This window comes from Amycolatopsis albidoflavus (assembly GCF_039525725.1).
GTDB lineage: Bacteria > Actinomycetota > Actinomycetes > Mycobacteriales > Pseudonocardiaceae > Amycolatopsis > Amycolatopsis albidoflava.
Genome location: NZ_BAAAHV010000006.1, coordinates 157,345 through 176,270, shown reverse-complemented (window position 1 = coordinate 176,270; position 18,926 = coordinate 157,345). Strand labels below are relative to the sequence as shown.

16 protein-coding genes are annotated in these 18,926 nt (G+C 67.7%); 10 read left to right on the top strand and 6 right to left on the bottom strand.

Going from position 1 to position 18,926, the window contains the following annotated elements; genetic code table 11:
- Positions 1-5 precede the first annotated feature (5 nt).
- From ABD156_RS09155 to ABD156_RS09135, 5 genes are all read right to left on the bottom strand, one after another.
- The gene (locus ABD156_RS09155; RefSeq protein WP_344269099.1) at positions 6-761 is read right to left on the bottom strand and encodes an SDR family NAD(P)-dependent oxidoreductase; all 756 of its coding nucleotides are present in this window, start codon (positions 759-761) and stop codon (positions 6-8) included.
- A 69-nt stretch (positions 762-830) separates the two neighbouring features.
- A complete protein-coding gene (locus tag ABD156_RS09150; RefSeq protein ID WP_344269096.1) occupies positions 831-1,673 on the bottom strand; it encodes an SCO6745 family protein in 843 nt (280 codons plus the stop codon).
- Positions 1,674-1,765: 92 nt separating this feature from the next.
- The gene (locus tag ABD156_RS09145) at positions 1,766-2,782 is read right to left on the bottom strand and encodes a S1 family peptidase (protein ID WP_344269093.1); all 1,017 of its coding nucleotides are present in this window, start codon (positions 2,780-2,782) and stop codon (positions 1,766-1,768) included.
- 175 nt (positions 2,783-2,957) lie between these two features.
- Positions 2,958-3,260 carry a GNAT family N-acetyltransferase gene (locus tag ABD156_RS09140; RefSeq protein ID WP_101435558.1) on the bottom strand — a complete coding sequence of 101 codons (303 nt, stop codon included), beginning with the start codon at positions 3,258-3,260 and terminating at the stop codon, positions 2,958-2,960.
- Positions 3,261-3,300: 40 nt separating this feature from the next.
- A complete protein-coding gene (locus tag ABD156_RS09135) occupies positions 3,301-4,308 on the bottom strand; it encodes a LacI family DNA-binding transcriptional regulator (protein ID WP_344269085.1) in 1,008 nt (335 codons plus the stop codon).
- Between the two features lie 136 nt (positions 4,309-4,444).
- On the opposite strand from ABD156_RS09135, the gene ABD156_RS09130 reads away from it, so the two are divergent.
- The 4 genes from ABD156_RS09130 to ABD156_RS09115 are packed head-to-tail and all read left to right on the top strand — an operon-like array spanning position 4,445 to position 9,708.
- Positions 4,445-5,830: an ABC transporter substrate-binding protein gene (locus tag ABD156_RS09130; protein ID WP_344269082.1), complete on the top strand. Its 1,386-nt coding sequence runs from the start codon at positions 4,445-4,447 to the stop codon at positions 5,828-5,830.
- Positions 5,827-6,777, top strand: a complete 951-nt coding sequence (locus ABD156_RS09125; RefSeq protein WP_344269076.1) for a carbohydrate ABC transporter permease — start codon at positions 5,827-5,829, stop codon at positions 6,775-6,777. The genes ABD156_RS09130 and ABD156_RS09125 overlap by 4 nt, the downstream gene beginning before the upstream one ends.
- Before the next feature lies 1 nt (position 6,778).
- The gene (locus tag ABD156_RS09120) at positions 6,779-7,648 is read left to right on the top strand and encodes a carbohydrate ABC transporter permease (protein WP_344269073.1); all 870 of its coding nucleotides are present in this window, start codon (positions 6,779-6,781) and stop codon (positions 7,646-7,648) included.
- A 5-nt stretch (positions 7,649-7,653) separates the two neighbouring features.
- Positions 7,654-9,708 (top strand): glycoside hydrolase family 2 protein, encoded by a 2,055-nt coding sequence (locus ABD156_RS09115; protein WP_344269070.1) that lies wholly within the window; start codon positions 7,654-7,656, stop codon positions 9,706-9,708.
- A 42-nt stretch (positions 9,709-9,750) separates the two neighbouring features.
- Here ABD156_RS09115 and ABD156_RS09110 read toward each other — a convergent pair whose 3' ends face one another.
- Positions 9,751-11,418, bottom strand: coding sequence for a ricin-type beta-trefoil lectin domain protein (locus ABD156_RS09110; protein ID WP_344269067.1), 1,668 nt, complete (start codon positions 11,416-11,418; stop codon positions 9,751-9,753).
- 409 nt (positions 11,419-11,827) lie between these two features.
- On the opposite strand from ABD156_RS09110, the gene ABD156_RS09105 reads away from it, so the two are divergent.
- From ABD156_RS09105 to ABD156_RS09080, 6 genes are all read left to right on the top strand, one after another.
- Complete coding sequence (locus ABD156_RS09105) at positions 11,828-14,158, top strand: terpene synthase family protein (RefSeq protein ID WP_344269064.1); 2,331 nt, start codon at positions 11,828-11,830, stop codon at positions 14,156-14,158.
- Between the two features lie 810 nt (positions 14,159-14,968).
- The gene (locus tag ABD156_RS09100; protein WP_344269061.1) at positions 14,969-15,760 is read left to right on the top strand and encodes an MBL fold metallo-hydrolase; all 792 of its coding nucleotides are present in this window, start codon (positions 14,969-14,971) and stop codon (positions 15,758-15,760) included.
- Positions 15,757-16,344 carry a DedA family protein gene (locus ABD156_RS09095; protein WP_344269058.1) on the top strand — a complete coding sequence of 196 codons (588 nt, stop codon included), beginning with the start codon at positions 15,757-15,759 and terminating at the stop codon, positions 16,342-16,344. Before ABD156_RS09100 ends, ABD156_RS09095 begins: the two co-directional genes overlap by 4 nt.
- Positions 16,341-18,461, top strand: a complete 2,121-nt coding sequence (locus ABD156_RS09090; protein ID WP_344269055.1) for a phage holin family protein — start codon at positions 16,341-16,343, stop codon at positions 18,459-18,461. Before ABD156_RS09095 ends, ABD156_RS09090 begins: the two co-directional genes overlap by 4 nt.
- Positions 18,458-18,697, top strand: a complete 240-nt coding sequence (locus tag ABD156_RS09085) for a glutaredoxin family protein (protein ID WP_037361625.1) — start codon at positions 18,458-18,460, stop codon at positions 18,695-18,697. The genes ABD156_RS09090 and ABD156_RS09085 overlap by 4 nt, the downstream gene beginning before the upstream one ends.
- Complete coding sequence (locus ABD156_RS09080; RefSeq protein WP_344269049.1) at positions 18,694-18,924, top strand: putative acetyltransferase; 231 nt, start codon at positions 18,694-18,696, stop codon at positions 18,922-18,924. The genes ABD156_RS09085 and ABD156_RS09080 overlap by 4 nt, the downstream gene beginning before the upstream one ends.
- Positions 18,925-18,926: the final 2 nt, after the last annotated feature.

Below are 18,926 nucleotides of genomic sequence, written 5' to 3'. Positions count from 1 at the left end.
ACGGCCTAGTCCACCAACGCACCACAACTGACATTCACCGTGGCAGCGGTCATCGACCGAGCCCGATCGGACGCGACGAACGCCGCTACCGCACCAACATCGGCCAACGTCGCGGTACGGCCAAGCATCGTCGGTTCGGCGAGCTCCGCGGTGAGGTCCTCGGCGCCGGGGAAATCCGCCGGGATCGTTTCGGGGATGCCACCGGTTCGGAGCGTCACCGTGCGCACGCCGTGTCGGCCCAGTTCGGCGGCGAGTTGTCGGCGCATCGCTTCCAGAGCGGCGAATCCGACTTGCAGGCCGCCGACCGCGTGGTTGCGGACCGGATCGCCGTCGCCGCCGAAGAGGAGGACTACGCCGCTGCCTTGGCGTTTCATGTGACGGCCAGCCGCGCGCATGGTGAGGAAGGTGGTGCGGACGCCGTTGACTACCGGTTGTTCGTAGTCCGCCAGCGACATCTCGACCATGGGAGTCCCCTGGACGTCGCCGTGGCTGATCACGTTCACCGAGATGTCGAGGCTGCCCGCGGCTTCGACTACTGCGTCGGCGTGCGCGTCTACGGATTTCTCGTCGAGCGCGTCTACTACGGCGACATCAGCGGTGCCGCCAGCCGTACGGATTTCGTCGGCTACGAGGTCCAGCTTTTCGCGGGTGCGTCCGGCCAGGAAGACGCGCGCGCCTTCCTCGGCGAAAGCTCGGGCGAACGCGCCGCCGATTCCTCCGCCAGCGTCGTACACAACCGCGTTTTTGCCTTCCAGCAGCATCTTCAAGGCTCCCTTCTAGTGGCTGTCACTAGTGCGTCGGGCGGGGAGCCGGAGAATCGACATCGTTCTTCAGGGACGTTGTGCCCCCATCGGGTTGGGGATCGGGACGCCGCCGCGATCGATGATCCGTCGGCTCAGCGGGGTGGCCAGCTCGAGTACTCGGTCGACTCCTTCCGGGCCTAGCGCTTCGAGCGGGGCGGCGGCCAGGCGATCGGTGGTTTCTTCGATGGTGCGGCGGACTTCCGCGCCCGCTGGGGTCAGGCCGTCCACGTCAATCAAGCCGCGATCGACCAGGTTTTCTGTTGCGGCGGACCATTCTTCGTCGGTCCAGCCTCGGGCGCGTTGGACTTGCTCGCGGGTCGTGGCTCCGGTGGCGATGTGGGTGAGGGTCGTTTCCAGGCCGGTAAGGCCGGAGGCGACCGCGGCCAGGACGTGGCCGTCGCCTCGGTGTTCACGCAGGACCGCGGTCGCCAGCCACAACCGGGCCAGCGGCCGATCCGGGCGAGGCACAGCAGACCAAGCCGCGGCGAGCGGCCGAGCATCGAATTGGCAAGCGGCGACTGCCTGTTCCAGCAAAGTGACCAGCTCGTCCACAGTGTCCGGCCCGAGCAATCGCGTCAACGCCGCTTCGACCGCTTCCACTCGGGTGCGCAATACGTCGCCAGGAGAAGCGAACGTCCACGCGTCAGGAAGCGCTCGCGCGACCATCCCTGGTGCGAACCCAAAAAACATCGACGTGACCGGTTCCGGGCCGATCGGACCGAGTGGCGCCGCCCGGCCCGCGAAGTAGCCCATCCACCATCCGCGCAGGCCGACGTGCTTCGCCGCCGCGGCGGGTTCCGGGGCGAAGTAGACGACTGCGTGGAGGGGTTCTGTTGCGGTCCATAGGTTTCGGGCCGGGTTCGGCTTCATGCGGGCAACTCTAAGCCCCGGGTACGACACAAAAACGCGAAAAAAGCCCGCCGCCCCGAAAGAGGGACGGCGGGCCGAAAAACAGGTGAGCCTCAGGCGAGCTCGAGGCCGTAGGACTGCAGTTCCAGAGTCAGCGGGTAGAAGTAGCTGGTCTGGGTGTCGCCGCCGGAGAGGGTGCCGAGTCCCTTGTCCCCGTCGTACGCCGGGCCGCCCGAGTCGCCGTGGTCGGTGTGGGCGGTGGTGCCGAATTCGTGGTTCAGGACGCCGACGTCGAAGTTCACCGACTCGTCGACCGAGGTGACCTGGCCGCTGCCGCCGCCGGTGGTCTGGCCCATCTTCTCGATCTGCTCGCCGACGGTCGGGGTGCCGGCGCTGGAGATCTTCTGGCCGGTGTTGATCGCGCCGTCGCCGGTGCCGTTCGGGCGGGTCAGCAGGCCGGAGTCGGCTCCGGGGCAGTCGCTCTGGACGACCTGGGCGCCGGAGACGTCGCCGCCGGACCAGGTGCCGCCCTCGTTGGTGCAGTGGCCCGCGGTCAGCATGTACGGCTGGCCGCCCTTGGTCACGTTGAAGCCGAGCGAGCAGGTGAACTGCCCGTTGTTGATCGAGTCGCCGTCCGCGATGTAAGTGGACAGCTTGCCCGAGCGCTGCTCGACGCGCGCCGCGTCGCCCAGCTTCGCCGCCGCCGCGGCGACCTTGTCCTTCGTGGCCTGCGACGCCGAGTCGTAGATCTTCACCACGACCTGGTTGGTCTTGGTGTCGATGCCCCACGACGTCTGCGGCACGTTCTTCACGGTGTCCATCTGGTTCTTCGCGCCGGTGAGGGCGGTGAAGCTGTGCTTGACGAGCTTGGTCGCGAAGCCGGCTGCCTTCGCCTTCTCCTGCGTCGCGGCGTCGGTGACGTTCAGCACCGCCTTGCCGCGTTCGAGGTAGATGCCGCCGTTTCCGGCGCCGAGCGTGTCGGCGACCTGCGTCGCCTGGGTGATCGCCTGTGCCTGCATCTGGGCGAACGCCATCGGGCTTGCCGAGGCGGCGTTCACGCACATGCCCGCGGTCAGGGCCGCGGCCGACAGTGCGGTGAATCCCGCGACGAGCGTCTTCCGGGAAGTCATGGATCTTCCTCCAGGTGGGCTGAAACCGACCGGTGGGACGCCCCACACTTTTGTTGCCCGGCAACCAACGCGAAACCGACGAAGGTTGGTTAATAACCAAAAAATGCGGACTAATCGGACGCTGCTGCGCCGTTCGGACCACCTGGAATACCCCGAACGGCGCCGCTGACCTGCGTCAGTGCTGTCCGGGCCACCGGACGTGCTCGGCGTAGCCCTCGTTCTTGCGCAGGTACCCGGCGATGAACGGGCACACCGGAACGATCACGCCGCCGCGCGCCACGACGTCGTCCAGCGCGGCCTTCGCCAGCACCTTGCCGAGACCGCGACCGCCGAACTCGTCGCCGATCTCGGTGTGGGTGAAGACGGTTTCGGTGTCCTTCGGGGTGAATTCGGCGAAGCCGGCGAGCTTGCCGTCCGCATACACCTCGTAGCGGTTTTCGCTGTCGTTGCGGGATACCCGGGGTTCTTCTTCGCTCATTCCCGCATCCTCACACACCGCCGGAATCCTCGCGCCGCGCTCAGCCCGTGCTCTCCCGCGCGAGCAGTTTGTGCGGCGCGACGAATTCCTCGGCCGGAAGCCCCGGATTCTCGATGCGGGCGGCGAGACGGGACACCGCGGTCCGTGCGATGAACGGGGTGTCCAGCGAAACGGTGCTCAACGAGGGTCGCGAGTAGCGACCTTCCTCGATGTCGTCGATGCCGATGATCGCCACGTCCTCCGGGACGCGCAGCCCGGCGTCGAACACCGCGCGGATCGCGCCCATCGCCAGCAGGTCGGAGTAGCAGAAAATGGCGTCTGGGCGCGGAGATTCGCGAAGCAGCGACGCGGTGGCCGCGTAGCCGTCCGCCCGGCCGTAATGGGCGGCCGTGGCCTGCAGCGCGTTCACCGGCTCCAGGCCGTGCTCGTCGAGCGCCTTGCGGAATCCCTCGGTGCGCTGCAACGGCGTCGCGTACATCTCCTTCGGCTGCGCGCCGATCGCCGCGACGCGAGTACGACCGCGGTCGAGCAGATGCATTGTCGCGTCGTGGGCCGCGACGACGTTGTCGATCGCCACGTGGTCGAACCGGCTGTCGAAGACGTGCTCGCCGAGCAGGATCAGCGGCGACGAGCGCGCCGGGTCCACGTCGCGCAGTTCGTCGCCGGTCGCGAGCGGCGCGAACAGCATGCCGTCGAACAGATTGCGCCGACCCCCTCCGCGCAGCAGCTGGCGTTCCCGCTCGTGGTCGTGTCCGGTCTGGTCGATCATCACCTGGAAGCCGAGGCTCGCGGCGGCGTCGATGACCTCGCGGGCGAGCTGGCTGAAGTACGGCACGTCGATCTCCGGCACCACCAGCGAGAGCAGCCCGGTCTTGCCGGTGCGCAGCGTGCGGGCGACCGGGTTCGGGATATAGCCGAGTTCCTCGATGGCCCGCAGCACGCGCTGGCGCATCTTCTCGCTGACGTGCTCGTACCCGCTGACGACGTTCGACACCGTGCGCACCGAAACCTGCGCCCGATCCGCCACGTCCCGCAACGTCGCCGCCATGGAGCCCCCTTCGCCGGAAGTCATCCTACCTTTTGCAACGTGTGCAAGCATGTCGTACAGTTTGCCTACGTTGGCAAATCCACGGCGAGCCCCTCTCCGCACGCCGAGTTGCCGCCGTCCCGCACAAAGGAGTGCCATGAACCCCACTCTCCGACGGAGCGGACGGACAGCCCGCCTCCTCCCCCGCCGCGGTGCCGCCGTCGCCGCGGCGGCCCTGCTCGTCACCGGGCTGAGCGCCTGCGGCCCGGACATCAGCTCCGACGCCCCGGCCACGGGCAACGCCGTGCTGCAGGCCTCGTCCGACGAGGCGCCCAAGGGCGAGATCACCGTCTGGGACCGCTCCGGCGACCTGTACAAGGTCTTCGACGCGGCGATCAAGAAGTTCACCGCGAAGTACCCCGGCGTCACGGTCAAGCACGAGGCCGTCGACATCGACTCCAAGCTGCAGAACACGCTGATCACCGGCACCGACGTGCCCGACGGCGTCTTCCTCGACGACGCCAAGGTCGGCGGCTACGTCAGCCACCTGTGGAATCTCAAGGACGTGCTCGCGCCCTACACCAAGGACATCGCCAAGCAGAAGGTCGACGTCAACACCGTCGGCGGCGGCATCTACGGCGTGCCCTTCGACCTCGACCCCGGGCTGCTGTTCTACAACGCGAAGGCGCTGAGCGCGGCCGGGATCGACCCGAACGGCATCAAGACCTACGACGATTTGCTCGCCGCGGCGAAGAAATACCAGCAGTTCAAGCCCGGCGCGAAGCCGATCCACCTGGAGCAGAACGCCTTCAACAGCCAGCTCCAGCTCGAGATGTTCGCCAGCCAGCTGGGCACCGGCCTGGCCGGCCCGGACGGCAAGCTGCGGCTGAATTCCCCGCAGTACCACCAGATCCTGACCTGGCTGGACACCGTGCGCAAGGAAGGGCTCGGCACCCGCGCGGAGTACCTCAAGCCCAGCGATGTCAGCGCGCTGGACTCGGCCGACGAGGTCTTCTACCCGTGGGCGATCTGGTTCGACTTCGCCCCGCAGCAGCAACTGACCGCGACCAAGGGCGACTGGCGGGCGATGCCGTTGCCGGCGTGGACCGCGGGCGGCGCGCGCAGCGGCGCGATGGGCGGCTCGTCGTTCGTCATCCCCAAGGACGCCAAGAATCCCAAGCTGTCCTGGCTGTTCTACCGCTTCCTGATGTTCGACCAGGCGGGCTACACCGCCGTGTACGGTCCCAACTCGGTCTATCCGGGCGGCCTGAACACCTCGGTCCCGGCTTACCAGCCCGCCGCCGATCCGGCGAAACCGCTGTTCCGGCCGATCGACGCGATGGGCGGCCAGGACGTCTGGAAGACCGCCGTCGAAGCGGGCCGGGAAATCCCCGGCGGGGCCCCGATCCCGGCCTGGTGGTCCGGCGCGGTCGACTACCTCGGCACCGACCTGCAGAAGATGCTGGACGGCGCGCTCACCCCGCAGCAGGTGATCGACAAGGCGGGCAAGGACATCCAGACCAACCTGATCGACCGCAAATGACCACTCGTTCCGCCTCCCCCGCGACGAAGGTGTTCCGGGAACCGGCCGTCGAGCCGCGCGCCCGGGCACCGCGTCGGCGGCGGCGCACTCTTCCGTTGCGCCGTCTGCTCGCGCCATACGTGTTCGTGCTGCCGTTTGTCTTGGTGTTCTTGGCTTTCAGCGTCTACCCGTTGTTCTTCACGCTGCGTCTGAGTTTCACCGACTGGCACGGATCCGGTGCCGCGCACTGGATCGGCTTCGACAACTACCGTTATCTGCTGACCAGCAGCGGATTCTGGTCGTCGCTCGGCAACTCCGGCGTGCTGTGGCTGCTGATCGTCCCGGCCCAGATAGTGCTGGCGGTACTCGTGGCCGTGCTGCTCAACGCGATCAAACGGCTGCGCGGGTTCTACCGGGTGGCGTTCGTCGTGCCGTTCGTGACGCCGCTGGTCGCGGTCGCGCAGATCTGGATCGTGCTGTTCGATCAGGACAACGGCGCGGTGAACGCGATGCTCGGCGCGGTCGGCCTTCCACCGGTCGGCTGGCTCGTCACCAGCGGATGGGCCAAGCCGACGCTCGCGTTGCTGTTTCTCTGGAAGACCACCGGATTCGTGGTGCTGATCGTCCTTTCCGGACTCCAGCAGATCGACCGCGGCCTGTACGAGGCGGCTTCGCTCGACGGGGCGGGCCGGATCCGGCAACTGCGGACGATCACCGTTCCGCTGCTGCGCCGTTCGCTGATGTTCAGCCTCGTTCTGCAGACGCTGGCGGTGTTCCAGATGTTCGCCGAGCCGTACGTGGTGACGAAAGGCGGGCCGTACACCTCGACCACGACGGCCGGGCTCTACCTCTACAACCACATCACGCGCGCGGATCTCGGCACCGGGGCGGCGAACTCGTTCCTGCTGGTGATCGTCGTGATGGCGGTGTCGCTGCTTTTCGTCCGGCTGCTCCGAGCGGAGGACTGACATGACCACCCTCGGCGTCCGCCAACGAAAGCCCCGGCCGCTGCTCGGCTCGCACGCGTTCCTGCTCGTGCTGACCGTCGCCCTGCTCGCACCGGTGGTGTGGGCGATCCTGTCGTCGTTCAAACCGGCGGGCGAGATCATCCGGAACCCGCTCGGGTTCGACCCGGCGACCTTCACCCTCGCCAATTTCCGCGGGATGTTCCAGGACGTCCCGATCGGCAGCGGGTTCCTCAACACCGGGATCGTGCTCGTGGCGAAGGGCGCGATCACGATGTTCTGCGCGCCGCTGGCGGCCTACGCGTTCGCGAAATACCGGTTCGCCGGCCGCAACCTGATCTTCGGCGCCGTGCTGCTCACCTTGATGCTGCCGACGATCGTGCTCGTCATCCCGCTGCTGCTGGAGATGAAGGAACTCGGCTGGGTCAACACCTACCAGGCGCTGATCCTGCCCGGTTCGGTCGACGCGTTCGCGATCTTCTGGATGCGCCAGGTGATCGCGGCGGTGCCGGACGAACTGCTCGACGCCGCCCGCGTCGACGGCTGCGGCGAGTTCGGCATCTTCTGGCGCGTGGTGGTCCCGGCGATCCGGCCGGGCCTCGCCGGGCTCGGCGTGCTGACGATCATGAACATCTACAACGATTTCGTCTGGCCGGTCGTCGCGGCCAGTTCCAGCCGGATGGCCACCCTCCAGGTGGTCCTCTCGACGCTGGCCCAGAACATCTCGGGCAACCGGGTGGGCGCCGATTACGCGACCGTCACCGGCGAACTGCTCGCCGCCGCGTCGATCGCGCTCGTCCCGCTGCTGATCCTGTTCATCGTGCTGCAGAAGCACTTCATCAACGGCATCCTCGCCGGAAGCGTAAAGGGCTGACACACATGACGATTGCCGAGAACGCCGCCGACCCGACCGCCGCGGAGGCGGTCCCGCGGCCGGGGTACCCGCGTCCCGACCGGGACCGGTCCGCGAGATGGCTGAGCCTCAACGGCCGCTGGCGATTCGCCGCGGCCGACGGTGCGCCCGAGTCGATCACCGTCCCGTTCGCTTGGGAGACTGAGGCTTCCGGCGTACACCGCACCTGGCTGGAACACGCGGTTTACACACGGACGATCACGGTTCCGCCGGAGTGGACCGGACGCCGGGTGGCGCTGTGCTTCGGCGCGGTGCATCACCGGGCGGTCGTCTCGATCGACGGGAAGCCCATCGGTTCGCACGTCGGCGGGCACAGTTCGTTCGAGTTCGACGTCACCGACGTGCTGGAGCCCGGCCGGTCCGCCGAGCTGACCGTCGAGGTAGAGGCACCCGCGGACAAACGCGAAATCCCGCACGGCAAACAGCGTTCGATCCCGCGAGACGACTACGACGGCGTCTCGTTCACGCCGACGTCCGGAATCTGGCAAAGTGTCTGGCTTGAGGCACGCGGACGCACCTACGCCGCCGAGGTTTCCGTACGCGGAGATTCGTTGACCGGCTTCGACATCGCGGGCGAACTCGCCGGGGACGCTCCGGACAGCGCCGCCGTGGTCGCGCTTCTGGAGGGCCGCGAGACCGTCCTTTCGGTGCGGGACGGGCAGTTCTCCGGTCGGCTGGAAATTCCGTCGCCGCGATTGTGGAGCCCAGAATCGCCGCACTTGTACTCCATCGCATTGACCGTGGGCGAAGGCGACTACGCCGACCAGTTGACCGTGACCGGCGGGCTTCGCCGGATCGAAACACGCGGCGAAGCATTGTATCTCAACGGGGAACGGCTGTACGTGCGCGGCGTGCTCGACCAGGGCTATTGGCCGAAGTCGGGGCTCACCGCGCCCGACGACGAAGCTCTGGTCCGCGACCTCGAACTGGCGCGGGAACTCGGTTTTTCGCTGGTACGCAAGCACTTGAAGTTCGAGGAACCGCGATGGCTCGACCACGCCGACCGGATCGGAATGCTGATCTGGGCTGAACCCCCTGCGCCGAGCCGGTTCAGCCCGGCCGCCGCCGCGGCGTTCGAGGCGCAACTGCCTGACCTGGTCCGGCGCGACGGCAACCATCCGTCGATCGTGATCTGGGGGCTGTACAACGAAGAATGGGGCCTGGACTGGGACATCCCCGGCAGCCCGGAGCGCGCTGCCGCGGCCGTACGCGCCTACGACCTCATGCGCTCGCTCGACGACACCCGGCCGATCGTGGAGAACTCCGGCTGGGCGCACGTGAAGACCGATCTGGTCGACTGGCATTACTACGACGAGAACCCGCGCAACTGGGCGGAAAACCTCGCCGCGCTCGCGTCCGGGGAGCGGGAATCGTTCGAGGTCAAGCTCCGGCCGGACTTCCTGGTCGACAAATCGTTCTACGGTTCCGCTGACTTCCAGCGCTCGGGCGTGCCGGTGCTGAACAGCGAGTACGGCGCCGGGTTCACCAGCCTGGAGCGGGCGTGGCACGTACGCTGGCAGACCCAGGAAATCCGCAGGCACGACCGGTTTTCCGGCTATATCTACACCGAACTGACCGACGTGGAACACGAAATGGCGGGCCTGCTGGACGCGCACCGCCGGCCGAAGGACTGGGGCGGGCTCAACCCGGCCGACGCCTTCGCGGCGACCACCCTGGTCGTTGACCTCGTGCCCGCGCACGCGGGTGCCGACCTGCCGGTCCCGACGGAACCGTTGACCCTCGACGTGCACATCTCGCACACCGGCCGGGAGCCGATCGCGGGAACTCTGCACGCCGGCTGGGGAGCTTCAGGTTCGCACAATCTGCCTCTCGCGGTGACTTCCCTTGCCGCGCAGGCGAAACCGTTCCGGCTCAGCGACGCGTTCCCGCTGACCGTCCCGGCACCGGGCGGTCCGGCGCGACTGCACTTGTGGCTGGAAACGGACGGCAAGGTGACCGCGCGGACCTTTGTGGACGCAGCGGTGGTGGAGGAATTGAACCGGCGCGGCGCGCGTAGCTGACAACGGGGAAGGGCGGCCAGCTGAACTGGCCGCCCTTCCTGATCAGGCTGGAACGTGCCAGACCTGAGTGAACAAGCCGTTGCAGTCATAGATCTGCAACTGTGTGCCATCCGCGGTCTGCGCCTGCGGATCGTCGAGGCAGCGACCCGACTGCGGGTTATAGATCGACCCGTCCGCCCGCGCCTGCCATTGCTGCGCGGGCGTGCCGAGACAGTCGCGAAGCTCCACTTTGGACGAATTCCCGGTGCCGCCGCCGACGATGTTCAGGCACTTGTCGAAAGCCCGGATCGTGCCGTCGGTTTCCAGCGACCACTGCTGACCGGTCGCGATGCCGCAGGTGTAGAGCTGCACCGCGTTGCCGTTGACCGAGGTGTTGGTGTTCACGTCGACGCATTTGCCGGTGGTGCCGGGACCGGTGATCTGGCCCTGCGCGTTCGGCAGCGTCGCCGTGCCGAAGTCCGTTTCGCATTTGCCGGTGGACAAATGCGTGCCCGCGAGCATCAGGAAGGTGTTGCCCGAAGGCGCGCCGAGCAACGGCGAACTGTACCCGGCGCAGGCCGTCTCGCCCGCGTCGTAGCCGCCGGTCGGTGCGGTGGTCACCGGCGTGGTGATCTCTTGCCAGGCACCGGATCCGAGGTTCCGGTTCACGAACAGCACGTGCCCGTCCTCCGGCTGGATCGCCAGCGAGCCGTCCGTGCCCGCGACGACCCGCTGTCCGGACGCGACGAGGGTCCCGTTCGCGCCGCCCGCCGGCGACCAGGTCAGGTACGGCGTGTGCAGCAGGAACCGGTGGTCGGCGGTCTCGATCCGGGTGCCGAGGCTGCCGGGATTCCACGCTTCGGCGTCCGGAGAGGTCTTGAAGTAGACGTCGCAAGCCTGGTCTGGATCGAAGCCGGCTTTGCAGTCCTCGTAGGTCATCGCGTAGGTGCCGTTGGGCAGCGGGACGACGGTGGCCATCCCGGGCCGCTCGACTCCGTTCTGCACCGCGACGTCGTAGACCTCGTTGCCCCAGGTCAGGCCGCCGTCGGTGGAGACCGCGTGCGCGAGAACCTGGGCGTAGTTGTTGACCGACGGGCGTTCGTCGGAGAAGTAGCAGATGAGCCCGTGATCGGTGGTGGCGAACTCGGGTTCCCAAATGCCGTGGCCGATCGTGTTCGCCATCCCGGACTCGGCCGCGCACGAACTGCGGTAAGTCCAGCTCGCGCCCTGGTTGGTGGACACGAAGACCTCGACCGCCTGCTGCGTGTAGTCGCCGTGGTTCCAGGCGGTGCCCGCGGCGAGCAGCGTCCCGGCCGGGAGCGATCCTTCGGCGCGCGGCAATTCGTACAGCGTCGGGCCGTCGAGATCCCAGCCGTGCTGGGTGTCAGTGACCGTGCTGATCGGCGAAGACGTCCAGGTCACGCCGTTGTCGGTCGAGCGGTAGACCGGGAAGTTCGCCTTCCCGACGCCGGTGCCGGAGTGGGAGAAGGTGGCCAGCAGAGTGCCGTTCGCGCTGCCGTTGTGCGCGAGGCGGATGACGCGCGGATAGCTCGCGTCCTCAGTGGAACCACTGGCGGTGCTGGGCCGGTAAAGCACCCCGCCGGAGGTGGTGGCCGCGGTGGCGGTGCCCGCCGGAAACGCGGCCGCGAGGGCAGCGCCGAGCACGACAGCGGCGACCAGCGCACCGCGCCGTCTCGGGCGAGATCGAGAGGGGAGGGGACCAGGCGACATAAGCGTCACTCCTAGGACGGGACGGCGCCACAACCTCCTGGCACTCCCCCTCCCGGCACAACGACCCGCGCGCGGCAGCTGTGCGCCGTCGCCGCGCGAAGCTTCTCGGGAGGTGGCCGCCGGTGGACCCAGGCCGCTTTGCCATCGTGTGAAAACCTGAGCGTACTCCGATTTGCACACGTTGCAAGAAACTGTCCGGCAGACAATCGCCATCACCCGCCCACACCCGGATGTCCGCCCGCCGCCCACCGACGAGCGACGCGGGAGCACGCAGCGAAGACCGTTGAACGGACCGCGCTGGTCCGCCCGGGCGATCCCCGGAATCGGCGGAGTGGCGGCACTTCCTCCGCGCCGGTCCGGTCTGTTTGCCTCGTGGAGTCGGCACCCACGGAACGCGAGGGGAGCACGCGTGCAGCCGTTCGTCCTGCCCGAGTTCTATCTGTCGTATCCCGCCCGGCTGAACCCGCACCTGGACGGCGCGCGGAAGCACAGCAAGGCGTGGGCGTACTCGATGGACATGATCGACGTGCCCCAGCACGGGACCGTCATCTGGAACGAACACGACCTCGACTCCCACGACTACGCGCTGCTGTGCTCCTACACCCACCCCGACGCCGCCCCGCCGGAACTCGACCTGGTCACCGACTGGTACGTCTGGGTCTTCTATTTCGACGACCATTTCCTGGAACTCTTCAAACGCACCGGCGACATCGAACACGCACGCGATTACCTGGACCGCATCGCTCGCTTCATGCCCGCCGAAGGCGCCATCACCGAGACCCCGGAAAACCCCGTCGAACGCGGCCTGACCGATCTGTGGAACCGCACCGTCCCCCACCGCTCCAAGGGCTGGCGCCGCCGCTTCCGCGAAAGCACGCGCAACCTCCTCGACGAATCCCTCTGGGAACTCGCCAACATCAACGAGGGCCGCGTCGCGAACCCCATCGAATACGTCGCGATGCGCCGCAAAGTCGGCGGCGCCCCATGGTCGGCGAACCTGATCGAACATTCCCTGAACGCCGAAGTCCCCGACGAAATCGCGGCCAAACGCCCGATGGAAGTCCTGCGCGACTGCTTCGCCGACGCCGTGCACCTGCGCAACGACCTCTTCTCCTACCAGCGAGAAGTCGAAGACGAGGGCGAACTGTCCAACAGCGTCCTGGTCTTCGAGAGGTTCCTGGGCTGCACCACTCAAGAGGCCGCAGACGCGGTAAACGATCTCCTCACCTCGCGCCTGCACCAATTCGAACACACCGCTCTCACCGAAATCCCCGCTCTCTTCGAGGAAAACGGAATACACCCCGCCGGACGAGCCGAAACGTTCTCTTACGTCAAAGGCCTGCAAGACTGGCAATCCGGCGGGCACGAATGGCACCTGCGCTCAAGCCGCTACATGAACGAAGGCGCCCTAGACGCCCACAACGGCCCAGAATTACTAGGCGGCCCGACCGGCCTGGGCACCTCCGCAGCTAGAATCTTCCGTTCCGTCGCCACCACCGCCCCGCAACGCGCACGAGCCTTCACGCATCAACCGTATGAACAATTAGGCCCAGTCACCCTGCCCACCCTGCCTTTGCCCTTCCCCCTGCGCCTGAGCCCACACCTGGCGGCCGAACGCAAGAAAATCACCGATTGGCCGCGCCGAATAGGCATGCTGTCCGAATCGGTGTGGGACTCCACCCGGCTGCGCGTCTCCGACATACCGTTGGCCTCCGCGGGAATCTGCCCAGACGCTCCCCCGGAACAGTTGTCCCTGACCAACGACTGGCTAACCTGGGGCACCTACGCCGACGACTACTACGCAGAAGTCTTCGCCCACGACCTGCCCGCTGCCAGAGTGGCCACCGAACGCCTGAAACTCTTCATGCCCACCGACGGCGCCACTCCCCCGCCGCCCGTGACCGCACTGGAAACCGGTCTGACCGACCTGTGGCAACGCACCACCGGCCCCCTGACCTCCGCCGAACGCGAGGCCTTCCGCCACACGGTCGAGGAGATGATCGACGCCTGGGTGTGGGAACTGGCCAACCAGGCGCAAAACCGCATTCCCGACCCGATCGATTACGTGGAAATGCGCCGCCAAGCCTTCGGCTCCAACCTGGTGACCAGCATCAGCCGGCTCACCAACAGCAGCACGGTGCCCCCGGAAATCCACCGAAACCGCGTCATCGAAGCCCTGGAAGATTCAGCCTCCGACTACGCCTGGCTGATCAACGATTTAGTCTCCTACCGCAAGGAAATAGAATACGAAGGCGGCCTGCACAATGCGGTGCTGGTAGTCCGATCATTCCTGGACGTGGAGCAAGATCAAGCCCTGCGCATCGTCGCCAACCTGGCAGAAGCAAGACTGACAGAATTCCACCACGCAGTTGACGTAGGCCTGCCCAGCCTATTCGCCGACTACAACCTGGACGCTTCGGCGCAGGCCACGCTCACCGACTACGCGGACCTGCTGAAGAACCTGATGACCGGAATCGCGAACTGGCACCACGAATCCGCCCGGTACACCGACGAAGAACTGGACCGAGTCCGAGACACAAAGGCCGCCCCCGAAGCGCCCGACGACCCGAGCGACGCTGCGACACCCCCTGACACCTCCAGGGCACTGCTGCACCCAGGCTGCACCGGCACCCACCCCGTCCCGATCGGCACAAAACCCAGCCCCCACCCCCGCGGCCCGACCGGCCTGGGCACCCGATCGCTGCACATCCCCGCACCAGCCAGCACCGCCGCCCACTGACCCGTTCCGTGAGGGCCACCTTCACGGACTCTGAGTCCCTCAGGGTTCCCCTCACAACCCTCGCCGGTCCGTGAGGGACCCCTTGAGGGACTTAGATTCCCTCAAGGAGCCCTTCACGGACCCGCCCCGCCGCCACGATGCACCCAACGCGGTCCTCGGCGCATCCCCACACACCCGACGCAGTCCTCGGCACATCCCACACACCCGACGCGGCATCCGGCGCGCCGCACGCACCCAATGCGGCGCTGGGTGCGTGCGGCGCACCCAATGCGGCGTTGGGCGCGTCAGATGCACCCAATGTGGCGTTCGGTGCGCCGCACGCACCCAATGTGGCGTTCGGTGCGTCAGATGCACCCAATGCGGCGTTCGGTGCGCCGCACGCACCCAATGCGGCGTTCGGTGCGTCAGATGCACCCAATGCCACATTGGGGCGCTAAACCCCACCCGCGAACCCAACGCAACCAGCCACTCAGCCGCGCACACCACTCACCCAAACCGCAGCCAGCGCACCCACGATCGAGGCACCCGGCTCTCCCACCCAATCAACCCGCACCGCTGCACCCAACTATCGAGGCACCCAGCCCCTCCCCCAACCCCGATACGAAGCCTCCCTGCGGTCTGGGGGTGCTTGTCAAGGCATCTTTCCCGCCTTGACAAGCACCCCCAGACCGTCAGCACAATCAACCTTCGGGGTGCCCCACGCAACCAAGGCGCGCAATGTCGCCGCCAGGCGACGAGCCGACCCCTCAAAACGGTGCCCCCCACCACTCCACCGAGCATCTCCCGGAACATCCAGCAATACTCGACACCGTGACCAGCCCGAACCTCCACTTCCTAGGCCACGCGACCACCCGCGTGGAACTAGCCGGGCAAGTCGCCCTGACCGACCCAGTGCTAACCCGCTGGATCGGCCCCCTAACCCGGGTAGTCCCCAAACCGGACATCACCGCCTGGTCAGCAGTAGACATCGTCCTCATCTCCCACCTCCACGGCGACCACCTCCACCTCCCCTCCCTCAACCTCCTAGGCAAAGCCACAAGAATCGTCGTCCCCCGAGGCGCAGGCCGCTGGCTAACCAAACGCGGCTTCACCGAGGTAGAAGAACTCTCCCCAGGCCAATCCACCACCTCCGGCCCGCTAAAAATCACCGCCACCGAAGCGATCCACTCAGGCCACCGCTGGGGCCCCCGCCTAACCCACGGCCCGCAAAGCCCAGCCCTAGGCCACCTCCTAGAAGCCGACAACCAGCGGATCTACTCCGCAGGCGACACCGACCTCTTCCCCGGCATGGCAGACCTAGGCCCAGTAGACGTAGCCCTGCTCCCAGTCTGGGGCTGGGGCCCCAACCTCGGCCCAGGCCACCTCACCCCAGAACGAGCCGCCCAAGCCGCCGCCCTCCTCCGGGCCCGCACGGCAGTGCCCGTCCACTGGGGCACCCTCGCCCTCCCTGGCCTCCACCGCACGGCCAAAATGCGCCGGCTCCTCGTGGAACCCCCGCGCACCTTCGCGCACCACGTCCGCTGCCTAGGACTGGACACCGAGGTCCTGCACACCCGCCCCGGCTCCGACGTCCTGTTCCCGGCCCGCAAGGAGCGCGGGTGAACTGGACAGACCCGTCAGCGATCGGCTACCCGGCGCTGTTCGGCGGAGTACTGCTCGGCTCCGTCATCCCGATCGTCCCGACCGGCGCGGTCGTCGGCGCGGCGGCCGCGGTCGCGATGACCACCGACCATCTCTCGCTCCCCCTGGTCATCCTGCTGGCAGTACTCGGCGCGTACCTGGGCGACGTGATCACCTTCGCCGTCCCGAGATTCGGCAGCGAACCACTGCTGCGCTTCGTAGAACGACGCCAGCAAGCCGAACGCCTCGCGAAAGGCCGAGAGCAATTCGCGAGACGCGGCTGGCAGCTCGTGGTGATCGGCCGTCTGGTACCCGCCGGACGCATCCCAGTCCTGCTGGCCGCGGGCACACTTGGCTACCCCTGGCGCAAGTTCCTGCCGTCCGGCCTCCTGGCCTGCGTGCTGTGGGCAGTGGCGTACTCGCTGCTCGGCATCCTCAGCGGCGGCATCTTCGACTCGCCGCTCATCGCGACGCTGCTCGCCACCGTCCTGGTGCTGCTGGTGACCGTGCTGACCACGCTGATCTCCAGGAAACGGGCGGCCAACCAGACGGGAGGACATCGATGACGAACCCTGCTCCGGCGAAGGGCCGGTTGCTGCGCGGCGGCCGGGTCGTCGCGCGGGTCCTGCTGGTCTGGGTGGCGGTCACCGGAGCGCTGCGGCTGCTCGACGCGTGGCTCGACGGGTTCACGATGCAGTCCTGGTGGCAGCCGACGGTGTGCGCGCTGATCCTCGGGCTGCTCGTCTCCGTGGTGTGGCCGCTCGTGGTCCGGGTGGCGTGGCCGATCGCGTATTTCACCCTCGGCGTCGGCACGTACATCCTGCTCAGCGCCGCTGCCCTGGCGATCCTGCAGGCCGTGCCCGGGGTTGAGCTGCACGGGTTCTCCACCGCGGTCGTCATCACCGTCGCGATGTCCGCGGTGGGCGCGGTGATCTCCAGCGTGCTCGCCGTCGACGAGGACGAGATCTTCTTCCGCCGTGCCGCGCGCCGCCGGCGGAAAGCGAAGCACCGCACCGATTTCGCCGACCAGCCGCCCGGCGTGGTCTTCCTGCAGATCGACGGGCTGGGTTACGACACCGTCCGCCGCGCTGTCCGGGACGGCGACATGCCGACCTTCGCCAAGTGGCTGTCCGAGGACACGCATTCGCTCACCCGCTGGCACACCGACTGGAGTTCGCAGACCGGCGCGAGCGTCTGCGGGATCCTGCACGGTTCGAACCACGACATCCTCGGTTTCCGCTGGTACGAAAAGGATCGCGACCACGTCATGGCGTGCGCGCATCCGTCCGACGCGGCCGAGATCGAGCGGCGGCACAGCGACGGACAAGGCCTGCTGTCGATCGGCGGCGCGAGCCACGGCAACCTCTTCTCCGGCGACGCCCCGCACGTCAGCCTGACCATGAGTTCGGTGCCGGTCCTCACGCCGCGCAAGCGTCGCCGGGACCGCGTCGGCGCTGGGTACCGCGCCTACTTCGCCAACCCGGTCAACGTGTTACGCACCTTCGGTGTCGCGCTCGCCGACGTCGTCCGAGAGCTGTCCGCGGCGGCCAAACAACGGCGCGCCGGCGTCCTGCCGCGGATCCCGCGCGGCGGCGTCTACCCGCTCGCCCGGCCTGGCACGACGGTGATCGCGCGCGACGTCGTGGTGTCCGCGATCATCGGCGACATGCTCGCCGGACGGCCCGTGGTGTACGCCGATTTCCTCGGCTACGACGAGGTCGCGCACCACTCCGGCATCGAACGGTTCGACACGCTGGAGGTGCTGCGCTCGATCGACCAGCAGTTCGCGCGGCTGCTGCGAGCCGGTCGGCTCTCGCCGCGGAAGTACCACATCGTCGGGCTGTCGGATCACGGACAGACTCAAGGCCAGGCGTTCGTCGACCGGTTCGGCGAGACCGTCGAGGCGCTCGTCGGACGGCTCTGCGGCGGCGAACCTGTTGCTGAGCAAGGAAAGCGCCGGCAGGCGGAAAGCTGGCAGGTCAACGCCGCCCTCGCCGAGGCGACCGCGACCGGCGGTCTGATCGCGCGACGGCTGCGTGCCCGGGTCGAAGGCGCGGAAGGAGCCGAGAACCGGCCGCGCACCGCGACCGGCTCGCCGGGCCAGGTCACCCGCGTGGCTCCCGGAGTGGTCGCCGTGGTGTCCGGGCACCTGGCGATGGTGTCGTTCACCGAACACGAGGGCCGGGTCGAACTGGAGACGATCGAACGCGAATACCCGGACCTGCTGCCGACCCTGGTCGATCACGACGGCGTCGGATTCCTGCTGGTCCGCAGCCGCGAATTCGGCCCGGTGGTGCTGGGCCGCGACGGCTTGAAGCGGCTGGCGACCGGCATCGTGATCGGCGAAGATCCGCTGGCCGACTACGGACCGTACGCCGCTGAGCTGGTCCAGCGCGTCGACAGCTTCCCGCATTGCGCGGACATCATGATCAACAGCCGGTACGACGCGGACTCCGACCAGTCCTCGCCGTTCGAACGGCACGTCGGCTCACACGGCGGTCTCGGCGGACCGCAGCAGCGCGGCTTCCTGTTGCATCCGCGAGAATTCCCCGCGCCCGGCGAACCCGTCGGCGCAGAGGCCGTGCACCGCGTGTTCCGCGACTGGCTCACGTTCCTCGGCCATCCGGAACCCGGTGCGGCCAAAGACAAAACCGCTGTCGTCCCCTCGGAGGTAGTGTCATGAGCAACCCAATCGTCTACGGCGCGAGCTGGTGCCCGGACGTCAAACGCAGCCGCGCGCTGCTCGACGCGAAGGGTGTCGAGTACGACTACGTGGACGTCGAGGCCGACCCCGCCGCCGAAGCCCGCGTACGCCAGCTGCAGGACGGCGCGCGCCGCATCCCGACCATCGTCTTCGCGGACGGCAGCCACCTCGTGGAACCGAGCGACGACGAACTCAACGCACACCTGTCGCGGTGACTCCGCTGACTGAACTCCCGCTGGGCACGCGGGTCGTCGTGCGATACCGGATCGAGGGTGGATTCACCGACGCCCTCGGCCCGCTCCGCGCTCGCGACGCCGAGACCTGCACTGTCGAGACCAAACGCGGGCTGGTTGTCGTCCCGTTGGCCGCGGTGGTCGCGGCCAAACCGGTGCCGCCGGCGCCGCAACGAAAATCGAGTGGCCCGTCCGAGCCGAATTTGTGACG

Bases quoted from the DNA above. Each gene is read 5' to 3' on its own strand.
- ABD156_RS09135 (WP_344269085.1), bottom strand. From the start codon at position 4,308: ATGGCGGCGACGTTGCGGGACGTGGCGGATCGGGCGCAGGTTTCGGTG.
- ABD156_RS09110 (WP_344269067.1), bottom strand. From the start codon at position 11,418: ATGTCGCCTGGTCCCCTCCCCTCTCGATCTCGCCCGAGACGGCGCGGT.
- ABD156_RS09085 (WP_037361625.1), top strand. From the start codon at position 18,458: ATGAGCAACCCAATCGTCTACGGCGCGAGCTGGTGCCCGGACGTCAAA.
- ABD156_RS09155 (WP_344269099.1), bottom strand. From the start codon at position 761: ATGCTGCTGGAAGGCAAAAACGCGGTTGTGTACGACGCTGGCGGAGGA.
- ABD156_RS09125 (WP_344269076.1), top strand. From the start codon at position 5,827: ATGACCACTCGTTCCGCCTCCCCCGCGACGAAGGTGTTCCGGGAACCG.
- ABD156_RS09120 (WP_344269073.1), top strand. From the start codon at position 6,779: ATGACCACCCTCGGCGTCCGCCAACGAAAGCCCCGGCCGCTGCTCGGC.
- ABD156_RS09140 (WP_101435558.1), bottom strand. From the start codon at position 3,260: ATGAGCGAAGAAGAACCCCGGGTATCCCGCAACGACAGCGAAAACCGC.
- ABD156_RS09150 (WP_344269096.1), bottom strand. From the start codon at position 1,673: ATGAAGCCGAACCCGGCCCGAAACCTATGGACCGCAACAGAACCCCTC.
- ABD156_RS09090 (WP_344269055.1), top strand. From the start codon at position 16,341: ATGACGAACCCTGCTCCGGCGAAGGGCCGGTTGCTGCGCGGCGGCCGG.
- ABD156_RS09145 (WP_344269093.1), bottom strand. From the start codon at position 2,782: ATGACTTCCCGGAAGACGCTCGTCGCGGGATTCACCGCACTGTCGGCC.
- ABD156_RS09130 (WP_344269082.1), top strand. From the start codon at position 4,445: ATGAACCCCACTCTCCGACGGAGCGGACGGACAGCCCGCCTCCTCCCC.
- ABD156_RS09115 (WP_344269070.1), top strand. From the start codon at position 7,654: ATGACGATTGCCGAGAACGCCGCCGACCCGACCGCCGCGGAGGCGGTC.